The organism is Cryptosporangium sp. NPDC051539, from assembly GCF_044454545.1.
Classification (GTDB): Bacteria; Actinomycetota; Actinomycetes; order Mycobacteriales; family Cryptosporangiaceae; genus Cryptosporangium.
Map to the genome: position 1 here is coordinate 156088 of NZ_JBITDV010000009.1, position 24714 is coordinate 180801.

Genomic DNA, 24714 nt, shown 5'->3' on the forward strand with positions numbered 1-24714 from the left:
ACGAAGGAGGCTGGCGCATGCAGGTCCTAGCGGCCGAACTGAGGGATCGTGCGGCCACCGACCCCCACGCCGTCGCGGTCATCGACGCCGACGGCGCGCACACCGTCGGCGCCGTGGTCGAGGCGGCGACCGAACTCGCCGATCTGCTGGATCGGGCCGTGGACGGCGCGCCGACGGTGCTGCTGCAGGCGGACAACACCTGGCGCACGATGGCCGCGGCGGTTGCGGTCGGCCTGCGCGGCGGGGTGGTCGCGGTGATCAGCAGACACGCCGCCCCGTCGGAGTACGCGCTCGCGCTGGAGGACATCGTCCCGGACGCCGTGGTCGCCGCGCCCGGGGCGCTGCGTCACTGGGGGTTGCGCGACGCCGACTTCGCCGGCGACGTCGCCGCGCTGCGGGGCTGGTCACTGCGGGCTCGACCCGGTGCCACCGCGGGCGTCGACCGGTGGAAGGGCGGCGTCGCCATCGCGATGACGTCGGGCTCCACCGGGCGTCCCAAGTGTGTCGTGCAGACGGAGAGCGCCCTGCGTTACGCCGGACGGTCGACCATCGAGGCCGTGGGGCTGCGCCCCGGTGACCCGGTGGCCGCGCTGGTCCCGCTCTCCTCGGTAGCGGCCTTCTGCTTCGGCCTGTACCTCCCGGCGATGCTCGGCGGACCGCAGGTCTGCCTCGACGGCTGGAAACCCGGGGCCGCGCTGGACGTGATGCAGCGGCACCGGGTGGTCTGGACGATGCTCGTGCCCACCATGGCGCTCCAGCTCGCGCTGGTGCCGGGCGCGGAGGGCACCCTGAGTTCATTGACGGCGATGACCGTGGGCGGCGGCCCGATGAACGCGCACGCCCTCGCCGACGCCGAGCGCTGCCTCGGTACCCGGTTCCTGCGAGTCTTCGGCATGTCCGAGTGCCTCGGCCACACGACGCCGCTGCCCGGCGACGACGTGGCCGTCCGGCTCGGGCGGGACGGCCGGCCGTTCCCCGGCACCGAGGTCCGGGTGGTGGGGGACGGCAACGTCGTGTTGCCGGTGGGGGAGACCGGCCACGCGCAGGTGCGTGGCCCGTCGCTGTTCGTCGGATACGCGCGCGGCGGCGTCCCGCGGCTGCCGGAACTCACGCCGGACGGCTTCCTGCCCACCGGTGACCTCGCCCGGATCAACGACGACGGCACGCTGTCGATCATGGGCCGCGAGAAACAGGTCATCATCCGTGGCGGCCGCAACCTCGATGTCAACGAGATGGAGGCCGCGCTCGCCGCGCTCCCGGGGATCGTGCAGGTCTGCGTCGTACCGGTACCCGACCGGATGCTGGGTGAGCGGGCCGCCGCGCTTCTGGTCGCGACGGTGCCGGTCACTCTCGAATCGGTGCGCGCGGGCCTCGCGGCGGCCGGCTTCCCGAAGTTCAAATGGCCGGAGTTCGTCCACCGCGTCGACGATCTCCCGCAGAGCCGGGTGGGCAAGCTCAACCGGGTCGCGGCCGCCGACCTGGCCAGAACGCTCGAGGGCGAAGGATGACGGACGTCCGTCCGCATCGTCGGCCCGCGACCCTCGACAACGGAGGAACCGTGTACAACCTGATCCTGATGGCGTCCAAGCCGGACGACTGGACGCACGAGCAGTTCATCACCTGGTGGCGCGGCGAACACGCCGAAATGACGTACCCGCTGCCCGGCCTGCGGCGGTGGCAGCACACCGAGATCCTCGACGCCTTCGAGACGCGCTCCGCGGGCTGGGACGGCGTCTCGATCCTCAGCTTCGACGACCGCGCCGCCCTCGACGCCGCGCTCGCCAGCGACGAGTGGAAAGCAGCCGTCGCCCACGTCGGCACCATGCGGGGCCGGCGGATAGCGGTCATGGGCGAGGAGAAGGTGATGGTCGCGGAGCGGTGATCGACGGCGGCCGGTTCCTGCCGGCCGCCGTCGCCGGAGCCGACGTCGGTCAGCCGTGCACCGTGGCGAGAAGCGCGGCCAGCTCGCCGGGCACGGCCACCATCGCCATGTGTCCGGAGTCCAGGAACGCCACGTTGCCGCCGACCCGCGCGGCCGAGGGCTCCTGCAACTGCGGCGGGTAGCACATGTCCCGGGTGAGGCGGACGTAGGTGCGCGGAACGTCGGTGCGCAGGCCGGACAGATCGACCACCTCCGTCAACAGCGCGGCCGAGTCGTCGGTGACCTGGTCCAGGGTCCAGGCCGTGGCCTCGTCGTCCAGGTCGTTGCAGAGCATGGCCTCGGCGCCTTCCCGGGTCTGGTGATAGACGCCACCGGAGATCGACTGCTCCACCGCCGCCCGGACGGCCGGGTCGATCTGATCCAGCACGCTCGTGCCCTCGGGCGGAACGACCGCGGAGAGGAAGACGACGTGACGCAGGCGGCCGGCCAGCGCGGGTAGGACGCGCGGTACCACGACCCCCGCGAAGGAATGGGCGACCAGCACCACGTCGTGCAGGTCGGCCTGCTCGACATCCGCGATCAGTGCCCGCGCGCAGTCGTCCAGCGTCACCGTCGAAACGTCGACGGAGGCACGCGAGCCGCGGCCGGGCAGGTCGACGGCGAGCACTGGGCCGTCGAGCTCGGGAAGCAGAGGTTTCCAGCAGGCGGCGCCCATGCCGGCGCCGTGGACCAGGACGAACGCCATTGTGTCTCCCGGGTAATTGAACTGAACTCAAATTTGTTCGAACGCTAAGGTGCCGCCGAGGCCGTGTCAACAGCGGTGGAGGGCCATGAACCTATCTCTGTTCAGGTAGCATGCCCGAGCATGAGTGCGCAGACGGCGGCCGATCGCAGCGACGGGCCGCGATCCAAGCGTCGGGTGATCCTCGATGCGGCAATCGACAAATTCGGCCGGGATGGCTTCGAGCCGACGAAATGGGCCTCGATCGCTGACGAGGTGGGAATCGGGCAGACCGCGCTCTACCACTACTTCGAGTCCAAAGCCCACTGCCTGCTGACGATCATGAGCCTGGAACTGGAGCGCTCCCTCTCCAAGTTCACGATCGCGACCGTGGTCGCTCCGGACCACACCGGGCGTCTGCGTGCCGCGGTCGCCGGCGCGTACGACGTCTCGCCGAGGGAGGCTCTGTCGGCCCGGATCCTGCTCGCCCACACGGATCTGCTCGCTACCGAGCGGCCCGCCCGGCGGGAGGAGGCCGAGCGGCAGCGGGCGCGCACGCTGGTGCGCGCGATCGAGGACGCCTGGGCGTCGATGGCGCAGAAGGGCATGGACGACGGGATCTTCGCGCAGCGCGACGCACGGCAGACGAGCTTCGCCCTGCTCGCGCTGGTCAACAGCGTCTGGCGCTGGTACCGCCCCGACGGCAGCCGCAGCCTGGCCGAGATCGCCGAGTTCATCGCGGATGCCTGCGTGCGGCTGGTCGGGGACGACCCGGCTCCCGCGTCCGAGCGGTGAGCCGATGCCCCGCCACCGTGAGGTACGGCTGGTCCGTCGCCCGGTCGGCCGGCTGAGCGTCGACGACCTGGTCGTCGCCGATGCCGAGATCCCGCCGCTGCGGGACGGCGAGGTGCTGGTCCGCAACACCTGGCTCTCCGTGGACGCGGCCGTCCGGCTGCGGCTCGACGCCTCCGGCCCGGAGGGCTATTTACCGCCGGTCGAACTCGGTCGTCCGCTCGAGGGCCTGGCCATCGGTGCGGTCGTGGAGTCCAGGGCGCCCGGGTTCGAGGCGGGGCAGCTGGTCGAACACGCTCGGGGCTACCGGGAGTTCGCCGTCGTCACCCCAGGCGGTGGAGCACTGGGCGGCGTGGGTTCGCTCCGCGCGATCGACGAGCGGTCGGCCCCGCCCGACGTCCAGCTCGGCCTGCTCGGCGGCACCGGACTCACCGCCTGGGCCGGCCTGACCCGGGTGGCCGCGCTCGCGCCGGGCGACGTGGTGTGGATCTCGGCGGCCGCCGGCGCGGTCGGTAGTGTCGCGGCCCAGCTGGCCAGGGAGCGCGGCAACCGGGTGATCGGTAGCGCCGGAACCCCGGCCAAGGTCGCCTACCTCCGGGAATCGCTCGGTCTGGACGCGGCCTTCGACTACCACGACGGGCTCCGGGAGGGTCTGGCCGAGGCCGCGCCGGAGGGGATCGACGTCTACTTCGACAACGTCGGAGGGAGCCACCTGGAGGCGGCGTTGGCCGCGCTGCGTCCGTACGGCCGGGTGGCTCTGTGCGGGGCGGTGGCCGGGTACGACGGCGCTCCCGCTCCGGGCCCCGGCAATCTGTTCCTGGCCACCGCGAAGAACCTGACGCTGCGTGGTTTCCGGGCCGGGGCGTTCGCGGCGCAGGCCGAGCAGGCCCGCGACGAGCTGGGTGAGCTGTGGCGGACCGGCCGGCTACGACTGGAACAGGTGGTGCACGAAGGGCTGGAGTCCGCCCCGGCCGCGCTGATCGGACTGCTCAACGGCCAGAACGTCGGGAAGGTGCTGGTGCGCCTCTGAGCGCGTGGCTACTGCGCCGTCCAGCCGCCGTCCGCGTACACCTCGGAGCCGGTCATGAAGCCGGCGTCGTCGCTCGCCAGAAAGGCGACCACCGCCGCGATCTCCTCCGGAGTGCCGAGCCGTCCCATCGGTGTTCCCGTGAGCATCGCGCGGTGACGCTCGGTGCCCGCGAAGCGCTCCAGCAGGGGCGGCGTACCGACGAAGCCGGGGTGAAGTGAGTTCACTCGGACGCCACGGGTCGCCCAGTGCAGCGCGGCGCTCTTCGTCATCGTGCGGACCGCGCCCTTGGCGGCGTGGTACGCGAAGCTGTTGCCGAACCCTCCCACGGTGCCCAGGATCGAACAGAGGTTCACGATCGCGCCGCCGCCGGAGCGCTCGATCAGCGCGCCGGCGTGTTTCATGCCGAGCCAGACTCCGGTCTGGTCGACGCTGATCACCGAGTCCCAGCGTTCGGCCGTCTCGTCGGTCACCGTGGCGAGACTGCCGATGCCCGCGTTGTTGACCAGGGCGTCGAGCCCGCCGAGACGTTCTCCGACCAGGGCGGTCACCGCTGTCCAGCCGGCTTCCGACGAGACGTCGAGCGCTGCGCTCAGGTGCTCGCGGTCACCGGGCAGTCCGGCGGCCAGATCGAGGCAGGGCCCCTCCGTGGTGTCGGTCACGATCAGGCGAGCGTCCTCGGCCGCCAGGCGCTCGCAGATCGCGACGCCGAGTCCTCCCGTCGCGCCCGTGACCAGCACGGTGCGGCCCGCGAACCTGTTCATGTCACTCCATTCGGGTTGAATTCACTTCTGGTGTGAGCCACGGTCCCGTCCTCCAGCTGCTTCATAACGGCATCGTCGGGCGGTTGACGTGACCTGAGTCTCTCTCTAAATTGAATTGATATCAGTTCGAACGGGAGACTCTCGACGATGAGAAGACTGAGATTGGCCAGTGCGGTGGCCGCCACCCTGCTGCTGAGCGTCACGGCGTGCAGTGGTGGCGGATCGAAGACCAGCCAGGCGGTCGAGGGCGACTGGGGCGACGTGGTCGCCGCCGCGGAAAAAGAGGGCAGCGTGCTCCTCTACTCCAGCCAGAACCCGGTGAACTTAGCGGCGCTCAAGACCGCGTTCCACAAGAAGTACCCGAAGATCACCATGACCTTCGTGCGGGGCACCGACGCCGAGCTCAACCCCAAGGTCGAGGTCGAGCAGCGGACCGGCAAGGGAATCGGTGACGTGCACATGCTCACCGACGCGAGCTGGATCAAGACCGCGGCGTCCAGCGGTAAGTTCTCGGCTGAGCTGCGCGGGCCCGACTTCGACGAAAGCGGCTACAACCGGTCCAAGACCGTGATGGACGACCGCATGTTCCTCAGCAGCGCAGCCGTCTTCTCCCTGGGCTGGAACACCCAGCAGGTGCCCGGCGGCCTGAAGGACCCGCGCGATCTCCTGAAGCCCGAGTTCAAGGGCAAGATCGGCATCACGAACCCGCAGGGCATCGCCGCGTACGTCGACTTCTACCGGTTCATGCAGAAGAACTACGGCGACGACTACTTGACGAAGCTGGCCGCGCTCCAGCCTCGGGTCTACCCGAGCGCGCTGACGATCGCCCAGGCGCTCACGTCGGGTGAGATCGCCGCGACGCCGGTGGTGCAGCCGTTGGTCGCGGAGGTGAAGGCGGGCGCGCCGGTGAAGTGGGCGTTGCCGGAAAAGCCGTGGGGCACGCCCTGGTACAGCCACGTGCTGAGCAGCGCCGCGCATCCGAACGCGGCGCAGGTGCTCGCGGACTTCATCGTGACGCCCGAGGGCCAGGCCGCGCTGAACGTGGGCTACGCCAGCGCGATCCCCGGTGTGGACGGTGCGGTCGCGAACGCGCAGGACATCCCCCTCCCCAACCCCGACGACCTGACGCCGGCGAAGAACCAGGCGTTCCAGTCCGAGTGGGAGTCGCTCTTCCTCCGGAAATGAGTCGGAACAGAGGGGAGCAGCGGTGACGGACTTCCAGGGACGCCGGATTCTCGTGACGGGTGCCGCCAGTGGGCTGGGGGCCGCCTGCAGCCGGCTGCTCCACGCACGCGGTGCCGACCTGCTCCTCACCGACATCGACGAGCTCGCCGGCCAGGCACTGGCCGGCGAGCTCGTCGACCGGGCGGAGTTCTACCGTCTCGACGTGACCGACGAGGGGCGGTGGGAGGCCCTCACCGCGGAGATCGGAGGGCTCCACGCCCTCGTGCACTCGGCCGGAGCGGCCTTCAAGGCGCCCCTGGCCCACACCTCGCCGTCGGAGTTCCGGCGGCTGGTGGACCTCAATCTGACCGGTACGTTTCTCGCGCTGCGAGCGGCCGCGTCACTCGTCCTGGACGGCGGTGCGATCGTGACGATGGCCTCGTTGCGGGGCGTGCTGGCCACGACGGGACTCGGTGCCTACGGCGCCTCGAAATTCGGCGTCCGGGCATTGAGCCGGGTCGCCGCGCTCGAGCTGGCGCCGCGCGGCGTGCGGGTGAACGCCGTCTGCCCCGGCAGCTTCGTCACCCCGATCACCGCCGGCGCGGGATTCGCCGACGACGACATGGACGCCTACGTGCGCACGATCCCGCTCGGGCGCCGGGGCAGGCCCGACGAGGTCGCCGCACTGGTCGCGTTCCTCTGCTCGGACGAGAGCGGCTACATCACCGGTGCCGATCTGGTGATCGACGGTGGCACGGCCGCCGGCGCCACGACACCACTCCTGAATCAGCGCGACCCCCGAGGTGAAGCATGAAATCCGGATTCCGGGTGGAAGGTCTGCGCAAGAGCTACGGCACGAACACGATCGTCGACGATCTCGAGCTTCCGATCGAAGCGGGCGAGTTCATCGTCCTCCTCGGGCCGAGCGGGTGCGGGAAGACCACCACGCTGCGGTGTCTGGCCGGACTGGAGACGCCGGAGGCGGGGCGGATCAGCTTCGGTGACAGGACGGTGTTCGACAGCGCGGCCAGAGTCGCGGTTCCGGCCCACAAGCGCAACATCGGGATGGTCTTCCAGTCCTACGCGCTGTGGCCGAACAAGACGGTCCGGCAGAACATCGCCTATCCGCTCACGGTGCGCCGGATGTCGGGAGCGCTCCGCGGCGGGGCGGTGGAACGAGCCGCGGAGATGGTCGACTGCGCGAACCTCCTCGACCGGTACCCTGGCCAGCTCAGCGGTGGCCAGCAGCAGCGCGTGGCGGTAGCCCGCGGGCTGGTCGCCGAGCCCGACCTGGTTCTGTTCGACGAGCCGCTGAGCAACCTCGACGCCCGGCTGCGCGACCAGGTCCGCACCCAGATCCACCAGCTCCACCAGGACCTCCGCTTCACCGCGGTCTTCGTCACGCACGACCAGTCCGAGGCGCTGGCCCTGGCCGACCGGCTGGCCGTGATGCGCGCCGGCCGGCTCGAGCAGTTCGACACGCCGCAGCGGGTCTACGAAGAGCCGGCCACCGAGTACGTGGCGGCGTTCATGGGAATGTCGAACCGGCTGGAGCTGACCCGGCGACCCGAGGGCTGGGCGACCGAGAGCGGCGACGTCGTGGACCTCGGCGATCACCCTTCCCCCGCGGGCGAGCGGGCGGTCGTGCGGCTGCGTCCGGAGGACCTGAGGCTCCACCGGGCGGCGGACGACGTTCCCGCGGGACACAGAGGTCTCTCCGGGGTGCTGGTCACGTCGGAATACGCCGGACGCACCTACGACGTGCTCGTCGAGGTGGACGGTCGCCGGCTCCAAGCGCGGGCGGACGGCCGGGACAGTGGGGACTGGCTCCGTGCGTCGGGCCCGGGTACGCCGGTCACGGTGAGCTTCGCGCCCGCGCACCTCCGCGTGTTCAGCGGCACGACGGCAGATCCGGCGGACGTGTCGACCGTCCCGATCGGGGCTGGTGTGTGATGGCGATGTCCGTCGTCGCCGTGGTGCGCCGCCCGGTGGACCGGGCCGTCTGGCTCGCGCGCCTGTTCTACGGCGCGTTCGTGCTCGGCCTCGCGTACCTCGTCGTCGTGCCCCTGTTCAAGCTGCAATCCCAGGCGTTCGCGGACGGCGGTGCAGGCTACCGCGCTCAGTACGGGCGGCCGGGCATCGGCGAAGTGCTCGCCACGACCGTCCGGCTCGCCCTCGGATCCGTGGTGATCGCGATGGTGCTGGGTACCGTGCTCGCCTACGCGACCAGCCGGCTGCCCGCGCGGTTCTCGTTCTTGCGGATGGTGCCCCTGCTGCCGATCGTGATGCCCGCGGTCGCGAGCGTCACCGGCTGGGCGTTCCTGCTCTCGCCCGGACCGGGCTACCTCAACGCGGCGTTGCGCGCGCTGCCCTGGTGGCGGCACCTGGAATCCGGACCCGTCGACATCTACACCACGAACTGGATCATCATCCTCACCGGCTTCGGGCTGACGTCGTTCGTCTACCTGTTCGTCAGTGCCGGTATGGCGAACATCGGCGCCGAGCACCTGGAGGCCGCCGCCACCAGCGGATCGTCGACGATCGGGGTCTTCTTCCGCGTCGTGCTGCCGCTGCTGCGCCCCTCGTTGATCTACGGCGGCGGCGTCGCGTTGCTCCTCGGGCTCGGACAGTTCACCGGCCCTCTGCTCCTCGGGGCGAACAACGGTGTGAAGGTCCTGACGACCGAGATGTACCTGCGGGTGTCCGAGTCGCCGGCCGACTTCGGCGCGGCCGCGGCGGCGGGATCACCGCTGGTGATCCTCGGCCTGCTGGTGGTGCTCGGACAGCGGGCGCTCCTCGGGGACCAGTCCCGCTTCGTCACTCACGGGGGCAAAGCCTCCCGACCGGTCTCGACCCGCTCGGCCTGGGCGGTGGCGACGGTGGTGATCTACGGCCTGGTCGCGCTCGTCCTGCCGCTCCTCGGGCTGGTCGCCGTTTCGCTCACGCCCTACTGGTCGAAATCGATCTCGCTCGACCTCCTGACCCTCGACAACTACCAGACGCTGTTCGCGACCAGCGACATCCTGGACGCCGTCGGCACCAGCCTGATCACGTCGTCGGTCGCGGTGCTGTTCTGCGTGCCGATCGGCTTCGTCGCGGCAAATCTGCTGGTGCGCGGGCGGCGCCATGCCGTGTTGCGGTTGCTCGCCGACCTGATCACCGCGCTTCCGCTCGGGATCCCGGCGGTGATTTTCGGCGTGGGTTTCCTGCTGGCCTACACGGAGCCGCCGTTCATCCTCTACGGCACACGCGCCGTCATCATCCTCGTGTACATCGTGCTGATGGTGCCGTTCGCGACCCGGCTGCAGATGACGGCGCTGCTGTCGCTCGGCGAGACCTACCACGAAGCGTCCGCCACCAGCGGGGCGAGCCCGCTGACCACCACGCTGCGGGTGACGCTCCCGTTGCTTCGGCCCGCCGTGCTCAGCGCGATGGCACTGATGTTCATCCTGCTGACCCACGAGTTCGCGGCGTCTCTCCTCGTCCGCGCACCCACGACGCAGGTGATGGGGACGAGACTGTTCGACCTGTGGTCGAACGGCTCCTATCCCTTGGTGGCGGCGATGGCGCTGTTGATGACTGCGGTGACCGGAGTCGGCGTTGCTCTGGCGATGCTCGTCGGTGGCCGAAACGTTCTCGACAACCTGTAGGTCACTGTTCGTCCTCGGGGGCAGCGAGCGGTAGCCGGATCGTGAAGGTCGATCCGCTGCCCGGCACGGAGGTCACGTCGAGGGAACCGCGGTGCTTGCCCACGATGCAATTGAGGGCCATCGAGAGGCCCTGCCCGGTACCCTTCCCCACTTCCTTGGTGGTGAAGAACGGATCGAAGATCCGCTGTTTGGTCGCCTGGTCCATGCCGATTCCGTCGTCACTCACCGTGATGACGGCCTCGTCAGCCGACCGGCGGGTCGCCACCTCGATCCGGCCCAGTTCGCCGCCTGCCGCCCGGTCGGCGACCGCGTGCGCGGCGTTGACGATCAGATTCAGGATGACCTGTTTGAGTTCGCCCTCGTAACACGGCACCAGTCCCATCGTCGGGTCGAGATCGAGACGGAGCTCCGCGACGTACTTCCACTCGTTCCGAGTGACCTTCGCGGTCGTCTCGACCGACCGGTTGAGGTCGGTCTCCGACCGGCCCTGTCCCGGATGGGAGAATTCCTTCATCGCGCGGACGACTTCGCCCACCCGACCGACACCCTCGAGTGTCTGCTCGAGGGCCCCGGGGATCTCCTCTTTGATGAAGTCCAAGTCGACGCCGTCGACCAATGCCCGGAGGCTCTGCCACGCTGCCGCCGCGGCGTCCGGCTCCGCGCCTGCGCTGTGGACCGTCTCGGCGACGGATTGGACGAGCGTGAGCATGTCGCCGACGGAGTCGGCAAGGAACAGCACGTTGTCGGAGATGTATTGCACCGGCGTGTTGATCTCGTGCGCCAGGCCTGCCGCCAGTTGCCCAATGGCCTCCAGCCGCGTGCCCTGCGCTAGTTGCCGTTCGAGCTCGCTCACGCGAGTGACGTCCGCGCCGACGCCGATGACGCCCTCCATCCGGGAGTGCTCCTCGTATCGGGGCAAGATGCTCAGCAACATGATGCGTGGCGTCCCGTCGGGGCCTTCCACAGTGACGGAGTGGTCGACGACCGGTGTCCCTGTCCGGACGACCTGTTCCTCCAAGCTCCGAATCGTCTCGACGAGCGCGTCACCGTCGGGCAGATCGCTCTCGTTGCGGCCGAGGAGCTGCTTCACGGTCTCGAGCCGACGGAGTCCGAGATAGGCGTCGTTGCAGCCCAGATAACGATTCTCGGCGTCCTTCCAGAAGACCACGTGCGGAATCGTGGAGAGCACGCTGACGAGCAACTCCCGCTCGGCACGCAACTCATCGGCGAGTCCCTCCGCGTGCTCGATCGCCGCTCGAGCGGCGTCCTCGCTGCGCCGACGCTGCGTGATGTCCTCCTCGGCGAAGACGAACGACTCGACTTCGCCGTCGCGCAGCGACGGAGCCACGACGCAGGACACCCAGTACGGCTGCCCGGTACGGCCGGTGGTCTGAAACTCCGTCTCGATGAGCCGGCCCGCCGCCATCGACTCCCGGACGCGCAACAGCTCGCCTGTCTGCAGTACCGGTCCCCGGAAGAGATCGAGGCGATTCCGCCCGACCACCTCCGCCGGTTGGTAGCCGTTCAGGCGTGTGAACGCCGAGTTCACCCATTCGATCGAGCCGGCCGCATCGGTCAGGGCGATAGCGAGAGGCGCACGGATCGCCGGGTGTGCGAGACGGCGCGCGAGGTCAGCCGATGAGGGCGCGACCACCCTCGACGGCGCGTCCGACTGATTTACGCCGCCACGTTCCATTAATCCTCCTTTCATCAGGTAAGTTCACTATAAGGGGAAAACCCTTGTGGGGCGTCGTGCAGTGGTGCCGCCGGTTCCGGATGGGCTCCCTGGCGGTCGCGTCCGCGTCCGCGTCGCGCATCCAGGGGTAGCGGGCGCCGCCCTTGCCGGGCCGGACCGCCGCGGAGATGCGTCACGCCACCTCGCCAAGGGCCCCGCAGGGCGACCGACGACCTGGCGGCCAGGGCCGGCTGGTCCGGCGCGTTCGCTCGGATCGGCGCGTTCGCTCAGGTCGGCATGGGGGCTGCCGATCGGAATGCTGGCCGTTCCCCTCTGACCTGACGGCGCGCCAGTCGCAGTGGCTAGGAGCTTGTAGTGACCCAGGACAGTGGTGTGCTCGACGCGCTCTCCGACCGGGCGGTCCAGGCGGCGGCGCTGGCGTTGTTGGTGCAGGAGCGGCTGGTATTGACGGTCGCGGCGAAGACGGGCGTCGTGCTGACGGTCAATGACCGGGTGGTGACGATGGCCGACCGGCCGGTGGAAGCGCTCATCGGTCAGCGTCTGGATGCGGTGTGGTCGATCACCTCGGTTCAGGTCGAAAAGATCCTGAGCGGCGGTCGGCGCGGTCATTTCGTCGAGGAAGTCATCGCGGTCGTCGACGGCGGCGGTTCGCAGCGATGGCTGCGGCTGAACTGCGCGCCGATTCCTCCGGAACCCGAGGCCGGCGACGAACTGGCTCCGGAGCCCGGGAGTACGGCACCTGGCGCCGGCGGCCCGCCGACGTCAGGGGACCCCGGCCCGCGGACACCAGCATCAGAGCAGGCACCTCCGAAAGGGGAGGCCACGCCTGCCCGGGGGAAAGCCGGCGCCGGCGCAAGACGGTCGTCGGCCGGTACCGGGCAGCTCGCCTCGGCCGACCGGACGCGGCCCCAGGACGCCGATACCGTATTGGTCACCGCGTACGACATCACTGAAGACCGGGTGCAACACAGCGAGCTGCGCCACCGGTACGCGGCTATCGACGAATCATTGGCGGTCATCGAGTTCGACCCGCAGGGCATCGTGCTCGCGGCGAACCGTGTCGCGCTGGAGCAACTCAGGTATTCGCCCGAGGAAGTCGTCAACCAGACCCATCAAATGCTGACGGATCCGACCTATGCCCAGAGCGAGGAGTACAAGAAGTTCTGGGAGCAGCTCCGGGCCGGTCACAACCAGTCCGGCCAATACAAACTGTTGACCAGAGATGCCGCCGAGGTCTGGCTGCGTGGCCGTTACGACCCGCTGGTGGACGAGCAGGGCACTATCTACAAGATAGTCCTTCACGCGGTGGACGTCACTGACACTCGGCTGGTCAACGCCGAATTCGAAAGCAAGCTGGCTGCAATCAGCCGGGCGCAGGCGGTTATCGAATTCTCTCTCGAAGGAACCGTGCTTGCCGCGAATCAGAATTTCTTGGACGCGATGGGCTACAAGTCCGGGGAGGTGATCGGTGGCCACCACCGGATGTTCGTCGATGACGAATACGCCCGGAGTAATGCCTATCGCACCTTCTGGCAGAAGCTGGGTCGCGGAGAGTTCGACGCGGGTGTGTACAAGCGCTACGGCAAGGACGGCAAAGAGGTTTGGCTGCGCGCCACCTATAATCCGATCCTCGACCTGCACGGTCACCCGACAAAGGTAATCAAATTCGCCACCGACATCACAGCCGACAAGCTTCGCGACGCGGAGTACGAAGGCAAAGTGCACGCAATCGAGCGGTCTCAGGCGGTGATCGAATTCGATTTGGAAGGGCGAGTACTCGCGGCCAACAAGCTCTTTCTCGAGGCCACCGGGTACGAGCTCGGCGAGATCGTGGGCCAGCACCACCAGGTGTTCGTCGACCCGGCCTACGCCACCACTGACGCTTATCGGGCATTCTGGAAGCGGCTGCGCCAGGGCGAGTTCGAGGGCGGCGTCTACAAGAGGTTCGGCAAGGGCGCGCGCCCTCTGTGGCTGCGTGCGACCTACAACCCGATCCTCGACCATGACGGTCGGCCCGTGAAAATCGTGAAGTACGCCACCGACATCACCGCGGACCGGACCAGGGCTGCCGACTTCGAAGGTAAGGTCGCCGCGATCGAACGGTCCGAAGCCGTCATCGAGTTCGACCTCACCGGCACTGTTATTGCCGCCAATGACAATTTTCTCGGTCTCACCGGGTACTCCCTGTCGGAGGTCGTCGGACAGCACCACCGGATGTTCGTGCCCGCCGAGGAAGCAGGCTCCGTCGAGTACGCTGCGTTCTGGGAATCCCTCGCCCGTGGCGAGTACCAGGCCGGGGAATATCAGCGGCTCGGAAAGAACGGGAAAGAAGTCTGGCTCCACGCTACCTACAATCCGGTTCTCGACGCGGACGGCCGGCCTTTCAAGGTCGTCAAGTTCGCCGTGGACGTCACCGCCGAGAAGCTCCGCCACACCGAATACCAGGGGAAGGTCGACGCGATCGAAAGATCGCAGGCCGTCGTGGAATTCGATCTCGACGGAACCGTCCTGCGCGCCAATGACAACTTCCTCCGGGTGCTGGGCTACTCCGCTCGGGACATCGTCGGTCAACACCACAGCATCCTCTGTCCGCCGGAATATCTCACCTCGGACGAGTACCGCGACTTCTGGCTGCGGCTCCGGCGAGGAGAGAAGATCTCCGGCACCTTTCACCGGATCGGGAAGTTCAACCGGGACGTGTGGATCGAGGCCGCCTACAACCCGGTGCTCGACGTGCACGGTAAACCGACGAAGATCGTCAAATACGCGTACGACATCACTGATCGAGTGCAGTTGCAGGCCCTGCTGGCGACCAAGATCGTCGAAATGGCCGACATCGTCGGCGCCCTCACCAATTCCCTGGGTAACGTGACCACGACCGTCGAGTCGGCCAGCATGCTCGCCGAGCGCAACCAGAAGGCGGCGGCGTCCGGGACCCACAACGCGCAGCAGTCCACCGAGGCCATCGATTTGGTGCAGAAGTCCTCCGAGGCGATCGCGAAGACCGCCGCGATACTGGGTGAGATCGCCAGCCAGACCAATCTACTGGCGTTCAACGCGTCCATCGAGGCAGCCCGTGCCGGCGAGTACGGAGTCGGGTTCTCCGTCGTCGCCGAGGAGGTGCGCAAGCTCGCCGAGCGCTCGTCGGCCGCGGCCAACGAAATCATGACGCTCGTCGAAGAGTCCGCCGAACGCATCGGGAAAGGCGGCTCGGTGTCGCGGGAGGTCGAAATGGCGTTTCAACAGATTCGTGAAAGTGTTCAGGAAAGCAGGGAGGCCATCGACAAGATCATGGCCTTCACCAAAGATCAGTTGGACATGTCGCAAAAGGTCAGCGCACTCATCGCGCAGGTGTCGGCAGCCGACGCGTCCAGCGACTGACCTGCACATTCGTGGGCCTCGCCGCCACATACCAGACGGAGGTGGCTCCGATGAAGCAGCCGATCGGCGACGCTCCACACGAGTCTGCCGATCGCTGGCGAGGGAACAACGACAGCTACGTGGCGCTCCGGCTCCCGGGCCGCGCCAGACTTTCGACCTCCGCATCCGAAATGGACCGCATATCTCACAGGGTAGGGCCGGTGACATCGATAACCGAATCGACTCGGTCGAGGTTCAGCGGTCATCGGAATGCGACCGACAACGCAAACGACATGGACGCCTGCCACCTCGCCGCCAAGAGCCTCCTCGTAGAGGAAGACTCGCCAGTGGCCGTTTCATTTAGCCGACCGCCGGAGCTGGCCGACTGAGAAACGCGGAGATGTTCTATGCGTAGCGAGATATCCCGTGCGGGGTTGCTCTGGGCGATGCTGAGGGACGGCAACGTCCGTTGGACGGAAGGGCGCAGCACGGCCGACAGTCACCGTGGCGCGGCACGGCGCAGTGAGACCAGAGCGGCGCAGGCTCCGTTCGCAGTGGTACTGGGATGCTCCGACTCGCGTGTTCCGGCCGAGATTCTGTTTGATCAGGGTCTCGGCGACCTGTTCGTCATACGAACGGCGGGTCATGTCGTGGACGCCGCCGCACTCGGGTCGATCGAATATGCTGTGGAGTTCTTGGGAACTGAGCTGATCGTGGTACTGGGCCACGATGAATGCGGGGCCGTCGCAACGGCAACCGACTTCCTCGACGGGGGCCATATCCCTCCTGGTCATATCCGCGATGTCGCGGAATGGATCGCGCCCCACATAGTGCGAGCGCGGGTCGCGGGCGCATCGACCAATGCCGACGTCTGCAGCCAGCATTCCCACTACACGGCTGAGCTGTTGGCCGCACGATCTCCCGTGGTCAATGCGATGGTCCGGCGCGGAGGCAGTGTCGTCGCCGCGCTGTACTCGCTGTCCAGCGGGAAGGTGTCCGAGGCCCACCCGTTGATCGAACGCGACAAGACGCCCGGCGACCTGCATTATCATCAGGCCTTGGCGGGTTTCGAACGTGTCGTTGAACACGGCCTACGAGGAGGCCGTCGGCACTGGCCGGCCTCGTGATCCGGATCCACGGAGCCTCCCGGCACGCCACCGCGACCGGTGCCCGGATCCGGGCACCCCGGTCCAGAGCCTCGACGAGCGTCGTGGTCGAGATCGCGTGACGGGCCGGTACGGAAACCCTCACGTGCGCTCTTCGGGGGCCGAAGTAGTCCGCGGGCGAACCGTAGGGGGATGGATGTGACCGGTCGAAGCGGTCTGTTCGCGTTTTTCGACAACCGCTCGTTGCGGACCAAGATCGCCGCGGCGGTCCTGGTCGCGACAGTGATCGGCGCGGTGGTCGGTGGACTGGCCATCAACACGGTCAATACCCTCAATACTGACGCTTCCGCAGCGCAGAATCGCAGTATCGCCGTACTCACGGCGTCGGGCCAGTTCGCGAAGAACGTCGAGTCCTTCGGTGGGAACGTGTCGGCCCTGAAGCTCTATCCCACGCTGGCGTCGCAGATCAAAGCGGGCATGACGGCCAACGAGGAGGCGGTCACCACGGCCCTGGCGACGCTGAAGGCGAACCTGACCGACTCTGCGGGCGCGAAGCTCGTCGAGAAGGCGCGGACGGATTGGACGGCGTTCACCGGGTTCATGACAACCGTGCTTTCCGGGGGTACGCCGACGCCGGCGGAGGTGGCGGCCGGAGCGGCCAAATACAACGAGCTCTATGGTGCTCTGATCGCCGACCAGGCATTGGTTCAGAAAGAAGCGACTTCTCAGGCGAAGACCGCGGTCAGTGAAGCCGAGCACAACGCGTCGCAAGCGACCCGAGCGATCCTCATCCTGCTGGTAGCCGGCATCGTCGTCAGCCTGTACTTGGGCATGAGAGTCGCCAGCCGGGTACGCAAAGCCGTGGCCGGCGTCGCTGACGTCGCACAGGGCCTGGCAGAGGGTGATCTGACGAGAACGTCGGGCGTGACCGTTCAGGACGAGGTCGGTCAGATGGCCTCCTCACTTGATCGGGGAATTGCCCGGTTGCGCGAGGACATCGTCTCGCTGGCCAGCAACGCGACGACGCTGCAGGACGCAGCCCAACGACTCACGTCGGTGTCCGGCGCGGTCGGGTCGGCGGCGGGAGACGCGTCCGTACAGGCCGACACCGTGGCGTCCGCGGCGGATGTGGTCTCCAACAACCTGCAGATGGTTTCGGCCGGATCGCAGGAAATGGGGGCGGCGATCCGCGGGATCAGTTCGTCGACAGCGGAAGCGACTGAGGTTGCTGCGCAGGCGGTACAGGTGGCAGCGGCGACCAACGCGACGGTGGCTCGCCTGGGTGACTCGTCGACCGAGATCGCGACCGTCGTCAAGGTCATCACCTCGATCGCCGAGCAGACCAACCTGCTCGCACTCAACGCAACCATCGAGGCAGCCCGGGCGGGCGAAGCCGGCAAGGGCTTCGCGGTGGTGGCCAACGAGGTCAAGGACTTGGCGCAGGAGACCGCGAAGGCGACCGAGGACATCGCGCAACGCGTCCAGGCGATCCAGGCGGATACGACCGGGGCGGTCGAAGCCATCGACCAAATCAGCTCGATCATCGAGCGGATCAACGACATCCAGCTCACCATCTCCTCCGCGGTGGAGGAACAGACCGCGACCACTCAGGAGATGAACCGCACGTTGACCGACGCCGCGGACGGGGCGAGCAACATCGCGACCACCATTGCCGGGGTTTCCGATGCCGCGAGACGGACGACCGACACGGTCAGCGACACGCGCCGGGCCGCTGACGAGCTCGCCACGATGTCCGGCGAGCTGCAGGGGCTCGTGGCGCGTTTCACCTTCTAGCCCGGCGCCGCACTACCGCGCGTAGGTCTCCTGGTAGTGGGCGAGCGTGTGCATCTGTCGCTTGACGGCCGGATACAGCTCGGTATAGGTGCGGTAGAGCGGCTCGTACCGGGGCCCGTTCGCCGGCCGGGGGGTCAGCTCGACGTGGCCCGTCGCCCAGTCGGTGTCCGGCGGCACGAGCCCGGTACCCACGGCGGCCAGCAGCGCACCTCCGTACGAGGCGCCGATCGTCTCGGCGGGCAGCAGCTGGGTCCGGCCGGTCACGTCGCTGACGATCTGCGGCCACAACCCACCCCGGGTTCCGCCGCCTACCGCGACGATCCGGCTGGCCGGGCCGCCGCCGGCGTCGAGCAATTCGAGGATCTGCCGGATGCCGTACGCGATTCCCTCGTAGACGGCCCGGTACAGGTGACCCCGTCCGTGCCGGAGCGTGAGTCCGGCGATGAGACCCCGAGCCTGCGGGTCCAGCAACGGCGACCGTTCCCCGGCGAAGTACGGCAGCACCAGCAGCCCGTCCGACCCCGGCGGCACCTCGGCCGCTTCCGCCACGAGTGTCTCGAACGGCGCTCCGCCGGTCAGGTCCCGCACCCACGCGGTCAGGCTCCCGGACGTCGCCATGCCGGCGGCCAGCGTGTATCGGCCGGCCTCGGTACCCGCCGTCGTCCAGAGCGTCGGGTGGGCCCGGTACGACTCCAGCACCTGGACGAAGAACATCGTCGAGCCGTACATCAGCATCAGGTCGCCGGGACGACGGACACCCGCGCTGAACGCTTCGGCCCAGGCGTCGATCGTCCCGGCGCAGACCGGTGTGCCCACCGGCAACCCGGTCTCCTCGGCGGCGGCGGCGTGCACCTGCCCGACGACCTCGCCCGGCCAGGCCAGCCGCGGGGCGGGCAGGTCCGGGGTCAACTCGGCCAGAAAATCAGCCGACCAGTCGTTCGCGCGCAGGTCGTACAGCGGGTCGCACTGGCTGGCGGTGTGGTGGTCGAGCACGTACTCGCCGGTCAGCCGCGCCACCGCGAACGAGTGCGAGCTGTACCAACCGGCGGCGCGTTCCCAGGCCACGGGCTCGTGCCGCCGCGCCCACAGCAGCTTGGGTCCCACGGCCTGCGACGACAGTGCTTTCCCGCAGTGTTCGAGCAGTCGTTCGGGGCCGTGGCGAGCGTTCAGCTCGGCGATCTCCGCCGACGCCCGGCTGTCGATGCCGTACAAGATCGCCGGACGCACCGGCTGCAGCTTCTCGTCGCAGAGCAGCAGACACGGCCCGACGCCGCTCACGCACACCCCGGCGATCGGTCCCGGCGCCCGCCCCGTCAGCTCGCGTGCCAGCGACACGACGTCGCCCCACCACACCTGCTCGGCGTCGACCTCGACCCAGCCCGGACGCGGGAGGTCCATCCCGTGGGCGCGGTGCGCTTGCGCGACGATTCGTCCGTCCGGAGTGGCCAGAACGGCCTTGGTGCTCGCCGTACCGATGTCGATGCCCAGCAGGTAGCCGTCCACGGTGACCGCCGTTGGTGAGACAACACTCCTGCGGCGAGTCTATGGACCGGATCAGGCTCAGCGGTCCGTTTCGTAACGGGTGATTACTGCGACCTTGTCCGCCGACGGGGACGACGCGTCGAAGCGCAGACCGAGCCACTCGGTCACGAGCACCCGCGCCAGTTCCGGCCCGACGACGCGCGCGCCCAGCGTCAGCACCTGGCAGTTGTTGGAGAGAACCGAGCGTTGGACGGAGTACGAGTCGTGGGCGACGGTGGCCCGCACGCCGGGAACTTTGTTCGCGGCGATCGCCATTCCGATGCCGGTTCCGCAGACCAGCAACGCCCGGTCGGCGGTTCCGGCGGCGACCGCCTGGGCGCCGGCGAGACCGACGTCGGGGTAGGGGGTGTGGTCCGCGGTGTCGTGGACGCCCAGGTCCACCACTCCGGACACCCGGGGGTCCCCGCGGAGTTGCTCGGCGAGGAGATCCTTCAGGGCGACGCCGGCTTCGTCGGCGCCGACCACGATCCGCCAGCCCGTCACGGGAGCACCCCGGCCACCGCCGCGAGCGATTCGGCGAGCGAGACCGCCCCCGGGTCCTCGGTGCCGACGCTGCGATCGGCCAGCCAGGAGGCCCGCCCGCGCCGCGCGGTCAGCGACGCGGTACCGGCCGCGGCTTCCTGGGCCACGGCGGCGGCGGACGCCCAGGCCGCGGCGGGGGAGAGGTCCGACTCCCGAAGCGCCGCCACGAACGGGTGCAACGCGTCGACCAGAGTCTTCTCCCCCGGGGACGCTCCGCCCAGGCGGGTCACCGCCGCCTCCACGGCGGCCCACGCCTCGGCGAGGCGCGCCGTGCTGACCTCCCCGTCGAGGAAACCGGCCAGCGTGGTCAGCCCGCTGCCCCAGAGCGCTCCGGACGCTCCGCCGGCCGCGTCGGCGAATGCCATTCCGGCCGCGCTGAGTACCGCCGACGCCGAGGGGCCCGCGCGGTCGGCGGCGTGCACCGCCGCGTCGATTCCCCGGGTCATCGTCGTCCCGTGGTCACCGTCGGCCGCCACCGCGTCGAGGTCACCCAGCCGCGATTCGAGCTCGTGCAGCCGATCGGCGACGGCGGCCAACGCCGACCGGGCCAGTGCGCCACCCGCGGTGACCTCCGCGACGGTCGGGGGAGTTGCCAGCAGGACGGTGGCGTCGAACCCCAGCGGTCGCACCGGCGAATCCAGCCCCGGCACCACCCCGGGCCGTGAGTAGCCCGGAGACGCGCACGGCGCCGACAGCAGCTCCTCGAGCTCGTCGTCGGTCCACACCAGCGTCACCGAGCACCCCGCCATGTCCAGCGACGTGACGAATTCCCCCACTTCGGGCTCGGTCAGCCCGACGCCGGCCTCGTGCAGCAGCCGCGCCAGAGACCGGTAGAGCACGAAGAGTTCCTCGTACTTCACGCGGCCGAGCCCGTTGAGCAGGATCCGCGCCCGATCGGCGCCCGCCGGGCGCTCCGCCAGCAACCTCTCGACCAGCGTCCGGGCCAGCGAATCGGCATCGGTTCGCGGCACCGACAGGATCCCCGGCTCGCCGTGGATGCCCAGCCCGATCGACATCGTGCCGTCCGGCACGGTGAACAGCGGATCGGTCCGCCCCGGCACCGTGCACCCGTCGAACGCGACGCCGAGAGTCCGCGTCACGGTGTTGGCCCGGCGAGCCAGCAGCTCGACCCCGTCCAGATCGTCGCCGCGGTGGGCCGCCGCCGCGGCCACCCGGAACACGAAGAAGTCGCCGGCGATGCCGCGCCGGGCGTGCTCGCGCTCCGGGGGTGCCGACGCGATGTCGTCGGTGACCAGCACGATTCGGGCGTCGATCCGATCCGACGCGCGGGCTTGATCGGCCGCGAGCCCGAAGTGCATCACGTCTCCGGCGTAGTTGCCGAACAGCATCAGCACCCCGGCGCCGCCGTCGACGGCCCGAATCGTGCGGTACACCTGCTCGGCCGACGGGCTGGTGAAGATGTCGCCGCACACCGCGGCGTCGGCGAACCCGGGCCCGACCAGCCCGGCGAACGACGGGTAGTGCCCGGAACCGCCGCCGACGATCGTCGACACCCGGCCGGGCACCGGCGCGGAAACCGAGACCACGCCCGACGTGGCGGGGATCCGCCGCTGGTAGCGGCTGTAGGCGGTGACGAGACCGTCGATCATCTCGTCCTTGAACGTGCGCTCGCGGTTGAAGACGTAGGTCATCGGGACTCCCCACGAATGCGGTCGCCGGAGGCCGGGTCGAAGAGGTAGACGCGCTCGGGCTGGGTGGTGATCCGGACGATGTCGTCGCGGCGCAGGGCGGCGTCCGCAGGGGTCTGGGCCACGACCGTGCCGTCCAGGCCCTCGATCTCGAGCGTGGCCACACCTGACTCCAGCAGGTTCTCGAACACGACCACGCGCGCCGGGACGCCGCCCTCGCCGGCGAGCACGCAATCCTGGGGACGCAGCCCGACCGTGACCGAGCGGCCGTCGACGAATCCGCCGTCCGCGGCGAGGGGCAACCAGCCGTCCCGACCGATCGAGACACCGGTCACGCCGTCGCCGGATGCGGAGGGGCGCCGCGCCAGCACCCCTTCGACCAGGTTGATCTTCGGCTCGCCGACGAAGTCCGCGGTGAACACGTTCGCCGGGTCGTCGAACACCTCGTCGGGCGTCCCGAACTGGCGGATCGTCCCGCCGTCCATCACGGCCATCCGGTCGGCCAGGCTGAGCGCCTCGAGCTGGTCGTGGGTGACGACGATCGTCGTGTAGCCGAACTCGCGCTGCAGCACCTTCAGCTCGCGCCGGACGCGCTGGCGCTGCGCGGCGTCCAAGTGCGACAGCGGTTCGTCGAGCAGCAGCACCGGAGGGTTGCGGATCAGCGCGCGGGCCAGCGCGACGCGCTGTTTCTGTCCGCTGGACAGCCCGGCGGGCCGTAACGGCAGCAGGTCGGTCATCTCCAGTCGTTCGGCCAGCGTGCGTACCCGGTCACGCACGTCCTTGGCCCGGCGGGCCCGCAGCCCGTAGCCGAGGTTCTCCTCCACGCTGAGCGGCGGGTAGAGCGCGTAGCTCTCGAATCCGACGCCCACGTTGCGCTTGCCGGGCGGCAGGTCCTGCACGTCGCGATCGCCGATCCGGATCGTGCCCGCCGTCGTCGTCTCCAGCCCGGCGATCATCCGCAGCGTGGTGGTCTTGCCGCAGCCCGACGGCCCGAGCAGCGCGATCAGCTCACCCGGCGCGACGTGCAGGTCCAGGCCCTTCACCGCTTCGAACGGCTCACGGCCGCGGGCGGTGTAGGTCTTGCGCAGCCCGGTGAGCTCCAGCGGTTGCGCGGTCATGAGACCCCCTCGCGGACGGCGAGGCCGCCCAGCCTCGCGGTGTCGGCCGATCCGGCGGCGAAAATGTGCACGTCCGCGGGTGCGACGTGCAGCGTGATCGACGAGCCCTCGGACACCGCACGATCGGTGACGACGATCAGCGGCGTGCCGGCCACGTCGACGGTGAGTTCCACGAGTCGGCCCAGCCGCTCCGCGAGCCCGACGCGGCCGGTGAACTCCAGCGCCCCGGCGCCGACCGCCAGATCGCGGGGCCGGATCCCGACCCGTACCGGACCGGGGGCCACCTCGGGGCACTCCACGGAAACCCCCAGAACACGCAGCTCCCCGTCCGACACCGTGCCCTCGACCAGATTGATCTCGGGCTGCCCGAGGGCCTTCGCCACGAACGTGTCGGCGGGCGCCCGCCAGAGCTGTTCCGGGGTCCCGACCTGCACCAGCATGCCCTCGCGCAGCACCGCCAGCCGATCGCCGAGCGCCAGCGCTTCCTGGTAGTCGTGGGTGACGTAGAGCGTGGTCGTGTGGGACATCGCGCCGAGGTTCTTCAGCTCCGCGCGCATGGCGGCGCGCAGTTTGGCATCCAGATGGGACAGTGGTTCGTCGAGCAGGTAGACGTCCGCCGGCCGTACCAGCACCCGCCCCAGCGCAACGCGCTGCCGCTGTCCGTTGGACAGCTCGCGCGGGAACCGATCCCGCAGCGGCGCGATGCCGAGCGTCGTGGTCACCAGCTCGATGCGCTGCGCGATGTCGGCCGGGGAGTAGCGACCGGTCCGCCCCGACTTCAACGGCGACGCCAGATTGGCGAACACCGTCTTCTGCGGGTACAGCGCGTACGACTCGAACGCCATCGCGACGTTGCGGTGGTACGGCTCGACGCCGTCCATCGACCGGCCGCCGATGCTCACGGAACCCGCGTCGAGCTCGACCAGCCCGGCCACGCTCTTCAACGTGGTCGTCTTGCCCGCGCCCGACGGCCCGAGGATCACGAAGAACTCGCCGTCGCCGACGGTCAGATCCAGCGAATCGATCGCGGTGACCTTGCCGTACCTGGCCGTCAGCCCGGAGAGAGCCAGCGTCGCCATCAGGCTTTCACCGCCCCGAACGACAGGCCGCGGACGAGGTAGCGCTGGATCGTCAGCGCCAGGATCAGCGGTGGCAGCGCGCCGATCAGTGCGGCGGCCGCGGTGAGGTTGTAGTACGCCTGCCCGCCACCGCCGAGGAACTTCGTGACGGCCACCGTGGCGGTCGTCGCCTGCGAGTCGGTGAGGATCAACGGGAACACGTAGCTGTTCCAGGCGAAAATGAACGCCAGCAGTGCGGAGGCCGCGATCCCGGGCCTTACCAGCGGTAACGCCACCATGAGGAACGCCCGCCGGCGGGTGTAGCCGTCGAGCAGCGCCGCCTGCTCGAGTTCCGGAGCCAGGTCCTGGAAGTACGAGCGCAGGATCCAGACCACCAGCGGCATCGTGACCAGTTGCAGCACCCAGATCATGCCGACCGTCGTGTCGAACAGCCCGACCTGGTTGTAGATCACGAACAGCGGCACGACGACCATCAGCTCCGGCGCGAAGCGGAACGAGAGCATCTGGAACATCAGGTCCTCGGATCCGCGGTACTTCCAGCGCCCGGCGGCGTAGGCGGCCGGAATGCCGATCACCAGCGAGACGAGCACCGCTCCACCGCAATTCACGATGCTCGAGAACATCGCGCTCTTGAAGTCGACCGACGTCAGCTCGGTGCCGCGCGAGCTCATCACGGTGCTGAAGTTGGACAGCGTCGGACTGAAGTCGAAGTACGTCGTGGTCTGATCCGCGTCGGACTTCAACGCGAGCAGCACCATCCACAGGATCGGGAACAGCGAGAACACGAACCAGACGAGCAGGAGCAGGTCGGCGCCGACCGACGCCGGGGTGAACCGTTGACGACGCAT

Annotated in this window: 21 protein-coding genes; 12 read left to right on the forward strand and 9 right to left on the reverse strand. The window is 69.0% G+C overall.

The features are described from left to right. Window positions 1-17: 17 nt before the first annotated feature. Window positions 18-1508: a class I adenylate-forming enzyme family protein gene (locus ACIBZJ_RS27315; RefSeq protein WP_395934413.1), complete on the forward strand. Its 1491-nt coding sequence runs from the start codon at window positions 18-20 to the stop codon at window positions 1506-1508. A gap of 50 nt (window positions 1509-1558) precedes the next feature. Further along, window positions 1559-1882 carry an EthD family reductase gene (locus ACIBZJ_RS27320; protein WP_395934415.1) on the forward strand — a complete coding sequence of 108 codons (324 nt, stop codon included), beginning with the start codon at window positions 1559-1561 and terminating at the stop codon, window positions 1880-1882. A gap of 49 nt (window positions 1883-1931) precedes the next feature. On the opposite strand, the gene ACIBZJ_RS27325 is transcribed toward ACIBZJ_RS27320, so the two are convergent. After that, entirely contained in the window at window positions 1932-2627 is a 696-nt protein-coding gene (locus ACIBZJ_RS27325) for an alpha/beta fold hydrolase (RefSeq protein ID WP_395934417.1), read from the reverse strand. Between the two features lie 120 nt (window positions 2628-2747). On the opposite strand from ACIBZJ_RS27325, the gene ACIBZJ_RS27330 reads away from it, so the two are divergent. Continuing rightward, window positions 2748-3398 carry a TetR/AcrR family transcriptional regulator gene (locus ACIBZJ_RS27330; RefSeq protein ID WP_395934419.1) on the forward strand — a complete coding sequence of 217 codons (651 nt, stop codon included), beginning with the start codon at window positions 2748-2750 and terminating at the stop codon, window positions 3396-3398. A 4-nt stretch (window positions 3399-3402) separates the two neighbouring features. After that, window positions 3403-4425: a zinc-binding dehydrogenase gene (locus ACIBZJ_RS27335; RefSeq protein ID WP_395934421.1), complete on the forward strand. Its 1023-nt coding sequence runs from the start codon at window positions 3403-3405 to the stop codon at window positions 4423-4425. An 8-nt stretch (window positions 4426-4433) separates the two neighbouring features. Here the strand turns inward: ACIBZJ_RS27335 and ACIBZJ_RS27340 are convergent, their stop codons facing one another. Next, the gene (locus tag ACIBZJ_RS27340) at window positions 4434-5186 is read right to left on the reverse strand and encodes an SDR family NAD(P)-dependent oxidoreductase (protein WP_395934423.1); all 753 of its coding nucleotides are present in this window, start codon (window positions 5184-5186) and stop codon (window positions 4434-4436) included. Between the two features lie 147 nt (window positions 5187-5333). Here ACIBZJ_RS27340 and ACIBZJ_RS27345 point away from each other — a divergent pair, with 147 nt between their 5' ends. The 4 genes from ACIBZJ_RS27345 to ACIBZJ_RS27360 are packed head-to-tail and all read left to right on the forward strand — an operon-like array spanning window position 5334 to window position 10000. Then, entirely contained in the window at window positions 5334-6371 is a 1038-nt protein-coding gene (locus ACIBZJ_RS27345) for an ABC transporter substrate-binding protein (protein ID WP_395934425.1), read from the forward strand. 22 nt (window positions 6372-6393) lie between these two features. Beyond that, window positions 6394-7164, forward strand: coding sequence for an SDR family NAD(P)-dependent oxidoreductase (locus ACIBZJ_RS27350; protein WP_395934427.1), 771 nt, complete (start codon window positions 6394-6396; stop codon window positions 7162-7164). Continuing rightward, on the forward strand, window positions 7161-8303 hold the full coding sequence (locus ACIBZJ_RS27355; RefSeq protein ID WP_395934429.1) for an ABC transporter ATP-binding protein: 1143 nt from the start codon (window positions 7161-7163) through the stop codon (window positions 8301-8303). The genes ACIBZJ_RS27350 and ACIBZJ_RS27355 overlap by 4 nt, the downstream gene beginning before the upstream one ends. A gap of 5 nt (window positions 8304-8308) precedes the next feature. Then, a complete protein-coding gene (locus tag ACIBZJ_RS27360; protein WP_395934431.1) occupies window positions 8309-10000 on the forward strand; it encodes an ABC transporter permease in 1692 nt (563 codons plus the stop codon). 1 nt (window position 10001) lies between these two features. Here the strand turns inward: ACIBZJ_RS27360 and ACIBZJ_RS27365 are convergent, their stop codons facing one another. Next, window positions 10002-11711: a PAS domain-containing protein gene (locus ACIBZJ_RS27365; protein ID WP_395934433.1), complete on the reverse strand. Its 1710-nt coding sequence runs from the start codon at window positions 11709-11711 to the stop codon at window positions 10002-10004. A 339-nt stretch (window positions 11712-12050) separates the two neighbouring features. On the opposite strand from ACIBZJ_RS27365, the gene ACIBZJ_RS27370 reads away from it, so the two are divergent. The 4 genes from ACIBZJ_RS27370 (at window position 12051) to ACIBZJ_RS27385 (ending at window position 17956) form a co-directional block, all read left to right on the forward strand. Next, a complete protein-coding gene (locus tag ACIBZJ_RS27370; protein WP_395934435.1) occupies window positions 12051-15077 on the forward strand; it encodes a PAS domain S-box protein in 3027 nt (1008 codons plus the stop codon). A 50-nt stretch (window positions 15078-15127) separates the two neighbouring features. Continuing rightward, window positions 15128-15445: a hypothetical protein gene (locus ACIBZJ_RS27375; RefSeq protein ID WP_395934437.1), complete on the forward strand. Its 318-nt coding sequence runs from the start codon at window positions 15128-15130 to the stop codon at window positions 15443-15445. An 18-nt stretch (window positions 15446-15463) separates the two neighbouring features. Continuing rightward, window positions 15464-16183: a carbonic anhydrase gene (locus ACIBZJ_RS27380; RefSeq protein ID WP_395934439.1), complete on the forward strand. Its 720-nt coding sequence runs from the start codon at window positions 15464-15466 to the stop codon at window positions 16181-16183. A gap of 171 nt (window positions 16184-16354) precedes the next feature. After that, on the forward strand, window positions 16355-17956 hold the full coding sequence (locus tag ACIBZJ_RS27385; protein WP_395934441.1) for a methyl-accepting chemotaxis protein: 1602 nt from the start codon (window positions 16355-16357) through the stop codon (window positions 17954-17956). A gap of 12 nt (window positions 17957-17968) precedes the next feature. Here the strand turns inward: ACIBZJ_RS27385 and ACIBZJ_RS27390 are convergent, their stop codons facing one another. Genes ACIBZJ_RS27390 through ACIBZJ_RS27415 form a run of 6 tightly spaced genes read right to left on the reverse strand, consistent with a single transcriptional unit; the run spans window position 17969 to window position 24714 of the window. Beyond that, entirely contained in the window at window positions 17969-19459 is a 1491-nt protein-coding gene (locus ACIBZJ_RS27390) for an FGGY-family carbohydrate kinase (RefSeq protein WP_395934443.1), read from the reverse strand. A gap of 57 nt (window positions 19460-19516) precedes the next feature. Next, a complete protein-coding gene (locus ACIBZJ_RS27395; protein WP_395934445.1) occupies window positions 19517-19981 on the reverse strand; it encodes a ribose-5-phosphate isomerase in 465 nt (154 codons plus the stop codon). After that, entirely contained in the window at window positions 19978-21672 is a 1695-nt protein-coding gene (locus ACIBZJ_RS27400; protein WP_395934447.1) for a dihydroxyacetone kinase family protein, read from the reverse strand. Before ACIBZJ_RS27400 ends, ACIBZJ_RS27395 begins: the two co-directional genes overlap by 4 nt. Continuing rightward, window positions 21669-22787, reverse strand: coding sequence for an ABC transporter ATP-binding protein (locus ACIBZJ_RS27405; protein ID WP_395934449.1), 1119 nt, complete (start codon window positions 22785-22787; stop codon window positions 21669-21671). Before ACIBZJ_RS27405 ends, ACIBZJ_RS27400 begins: the two co-directional genes overlap by 4 nt. After that, complete coding sequence (locus tag ACIBZJ_RS27410) at window positions 22784-23866, reverse strand: ABC transporter ATP-binding protein (protein WP_395934450.1); 1083 nt, start codon at window positions 23864-23866, stop codon at window positions 22784-22786. Before ACIBZJ_RS27410 ends, ACIBZJ_RS27405 begins: the two co-directional genes overlap by 4 nt. After that, window positions 23866-24714 (reverse strand): carbohydrate ABC transporter permease, encoded by an 849-nt coding sequence (locus ACIBZJ_RS27415; protein WP_395934451.1) that lies wholly within the window; start codon window positions 24712-24714, stop codon window positions 23866-23868. The genes ACIBZJ_RS27410 and ACIBZJ_RS27415 overlap by 1 nt, the downstream gene beginning before the upstream one ends.

Excerpts from the sequence above, each read along its gene's own strand:
- ACIBZJ_RS27340 (WP_395934423.1), bottom strand. The coding sequence starts at position 5,186 with ATGAACAGGTTCGCGGGCCGCACCGTGCTGGTCACGGGCGCGACGGGA.
- ACIBZJ_RS27385 (WP_395934441.1), top strand. The coding sequence starts at position 16,355 with ATGGATGTGACCGGTCGAAGCGGTCTGTTCGCGTTTTTCGACAACCGC.
- ACIBZJ_RS27375 (WP_395934437.1), top strand. The coding sequence starts at position 15,128 with ATGAAGCAGCCGATCGGCGACGCTCCACACGAGTCTGCCGATCGCTGG.
- ACIBZJ_RS27330 (WP_395934419.1), top strand. The coding sequence starts at position 2,748 with ATGAGTGCGCAGACGGCGGCCGATCGCAGCGACGGGCCGCGATCCAAG.
- ACIBZJ_RS27345 (WP_395934425.1), top strand. The coding sequence starts at position 5,334 with ATGAGAAGACTGAGATTGGCCAGTGCGGTGGCCGCCACCCTGCTGCTG.
- ACIBZJ_RS27335 (WP_395934421.1), top strand. The coding sequence starts at position 3,403 with ATGCCCCGCCACCGTGAGGTACGGCTGGTCCGTCGCCCGGTCGGCCGG.
- ACIBZJ_RS27365 (WP_395934433.1), bottom strand. The coding sequence starts at position 11,711 with ATGAAAGGAGGATTAATGGAACGTGGCGGCGTAAATCAGTCGGACGCG.
- ACIBZJ_RS27410 (WP_395934450.1), bottom strand. The coding sequence starts at position 23,866 with ATGGCGACGCTGGCTCTCTCCGGGCTGACGGCCAGGTACGGCAAGGTC.
- ACIBZJ_RS27415 (WP_395934451.1), bottom strand. The coding sequence starts at position 24,714 with ATGCGTCGTCAACGGTTCACCCCGGCGTCGGTCGGCGCCGACCTGCTC.
- ACIBZJ_RS27405 (WP_395934449.1), bottom strand. The coding sequence starts at position 22,787 with ATGACCGCGCAACCGCTGGAGCTCACCGGGCTGCGCAAGACCTACACC.
- ACIBZJ_RS27355 (WP_395934429.1), top strand. The coding sequence starts at position 7,161 with ATGAAATCCGGATTCCGGGTGGAAGGTCTGCGCAAGAGCTACGGCACG.
- ACIBZJ_RS27400 (WP_395934447.1), bottom strand. The coding sequence starts at position 21,672 with ATGACCTACGTCTTCAACCGCGAGCGCACGTTCAAGGACGAGATGATC.
- ACIBZJ_RS27380 (WP_395934439.1), top strand. The coding sequence starts at position 15,464 with ATGCGTAGCGAGATATCCCGTGCGGGGTTGCTCTGGGCGATGCTGAGG.
- ACIBZJ_RS27360 (WP_395934431.1), top strand. The coding sequence starts at position 8,309 with ATGTCCGTCGTCGCCGTGGTGCGCCGCCCGGTGGACCGGGCCGTCTGG.
- ACIBZJ_RS27325 (WP_395934417.1), bottom strand. The coding sequence starts at position 2,627 with ATGGCGTTCGTCCTGGTCCACGGCGCCGGCATGGGCGCCGCCTGCTGG.
- ACIBZJ_RS27315 (WP_395934413.1), top strand. The coding sequence starts at position 18 with ATGCAGGTCCTAGCGGCCGAACTGAGGGATCGTGCGGCCACCGACCCC.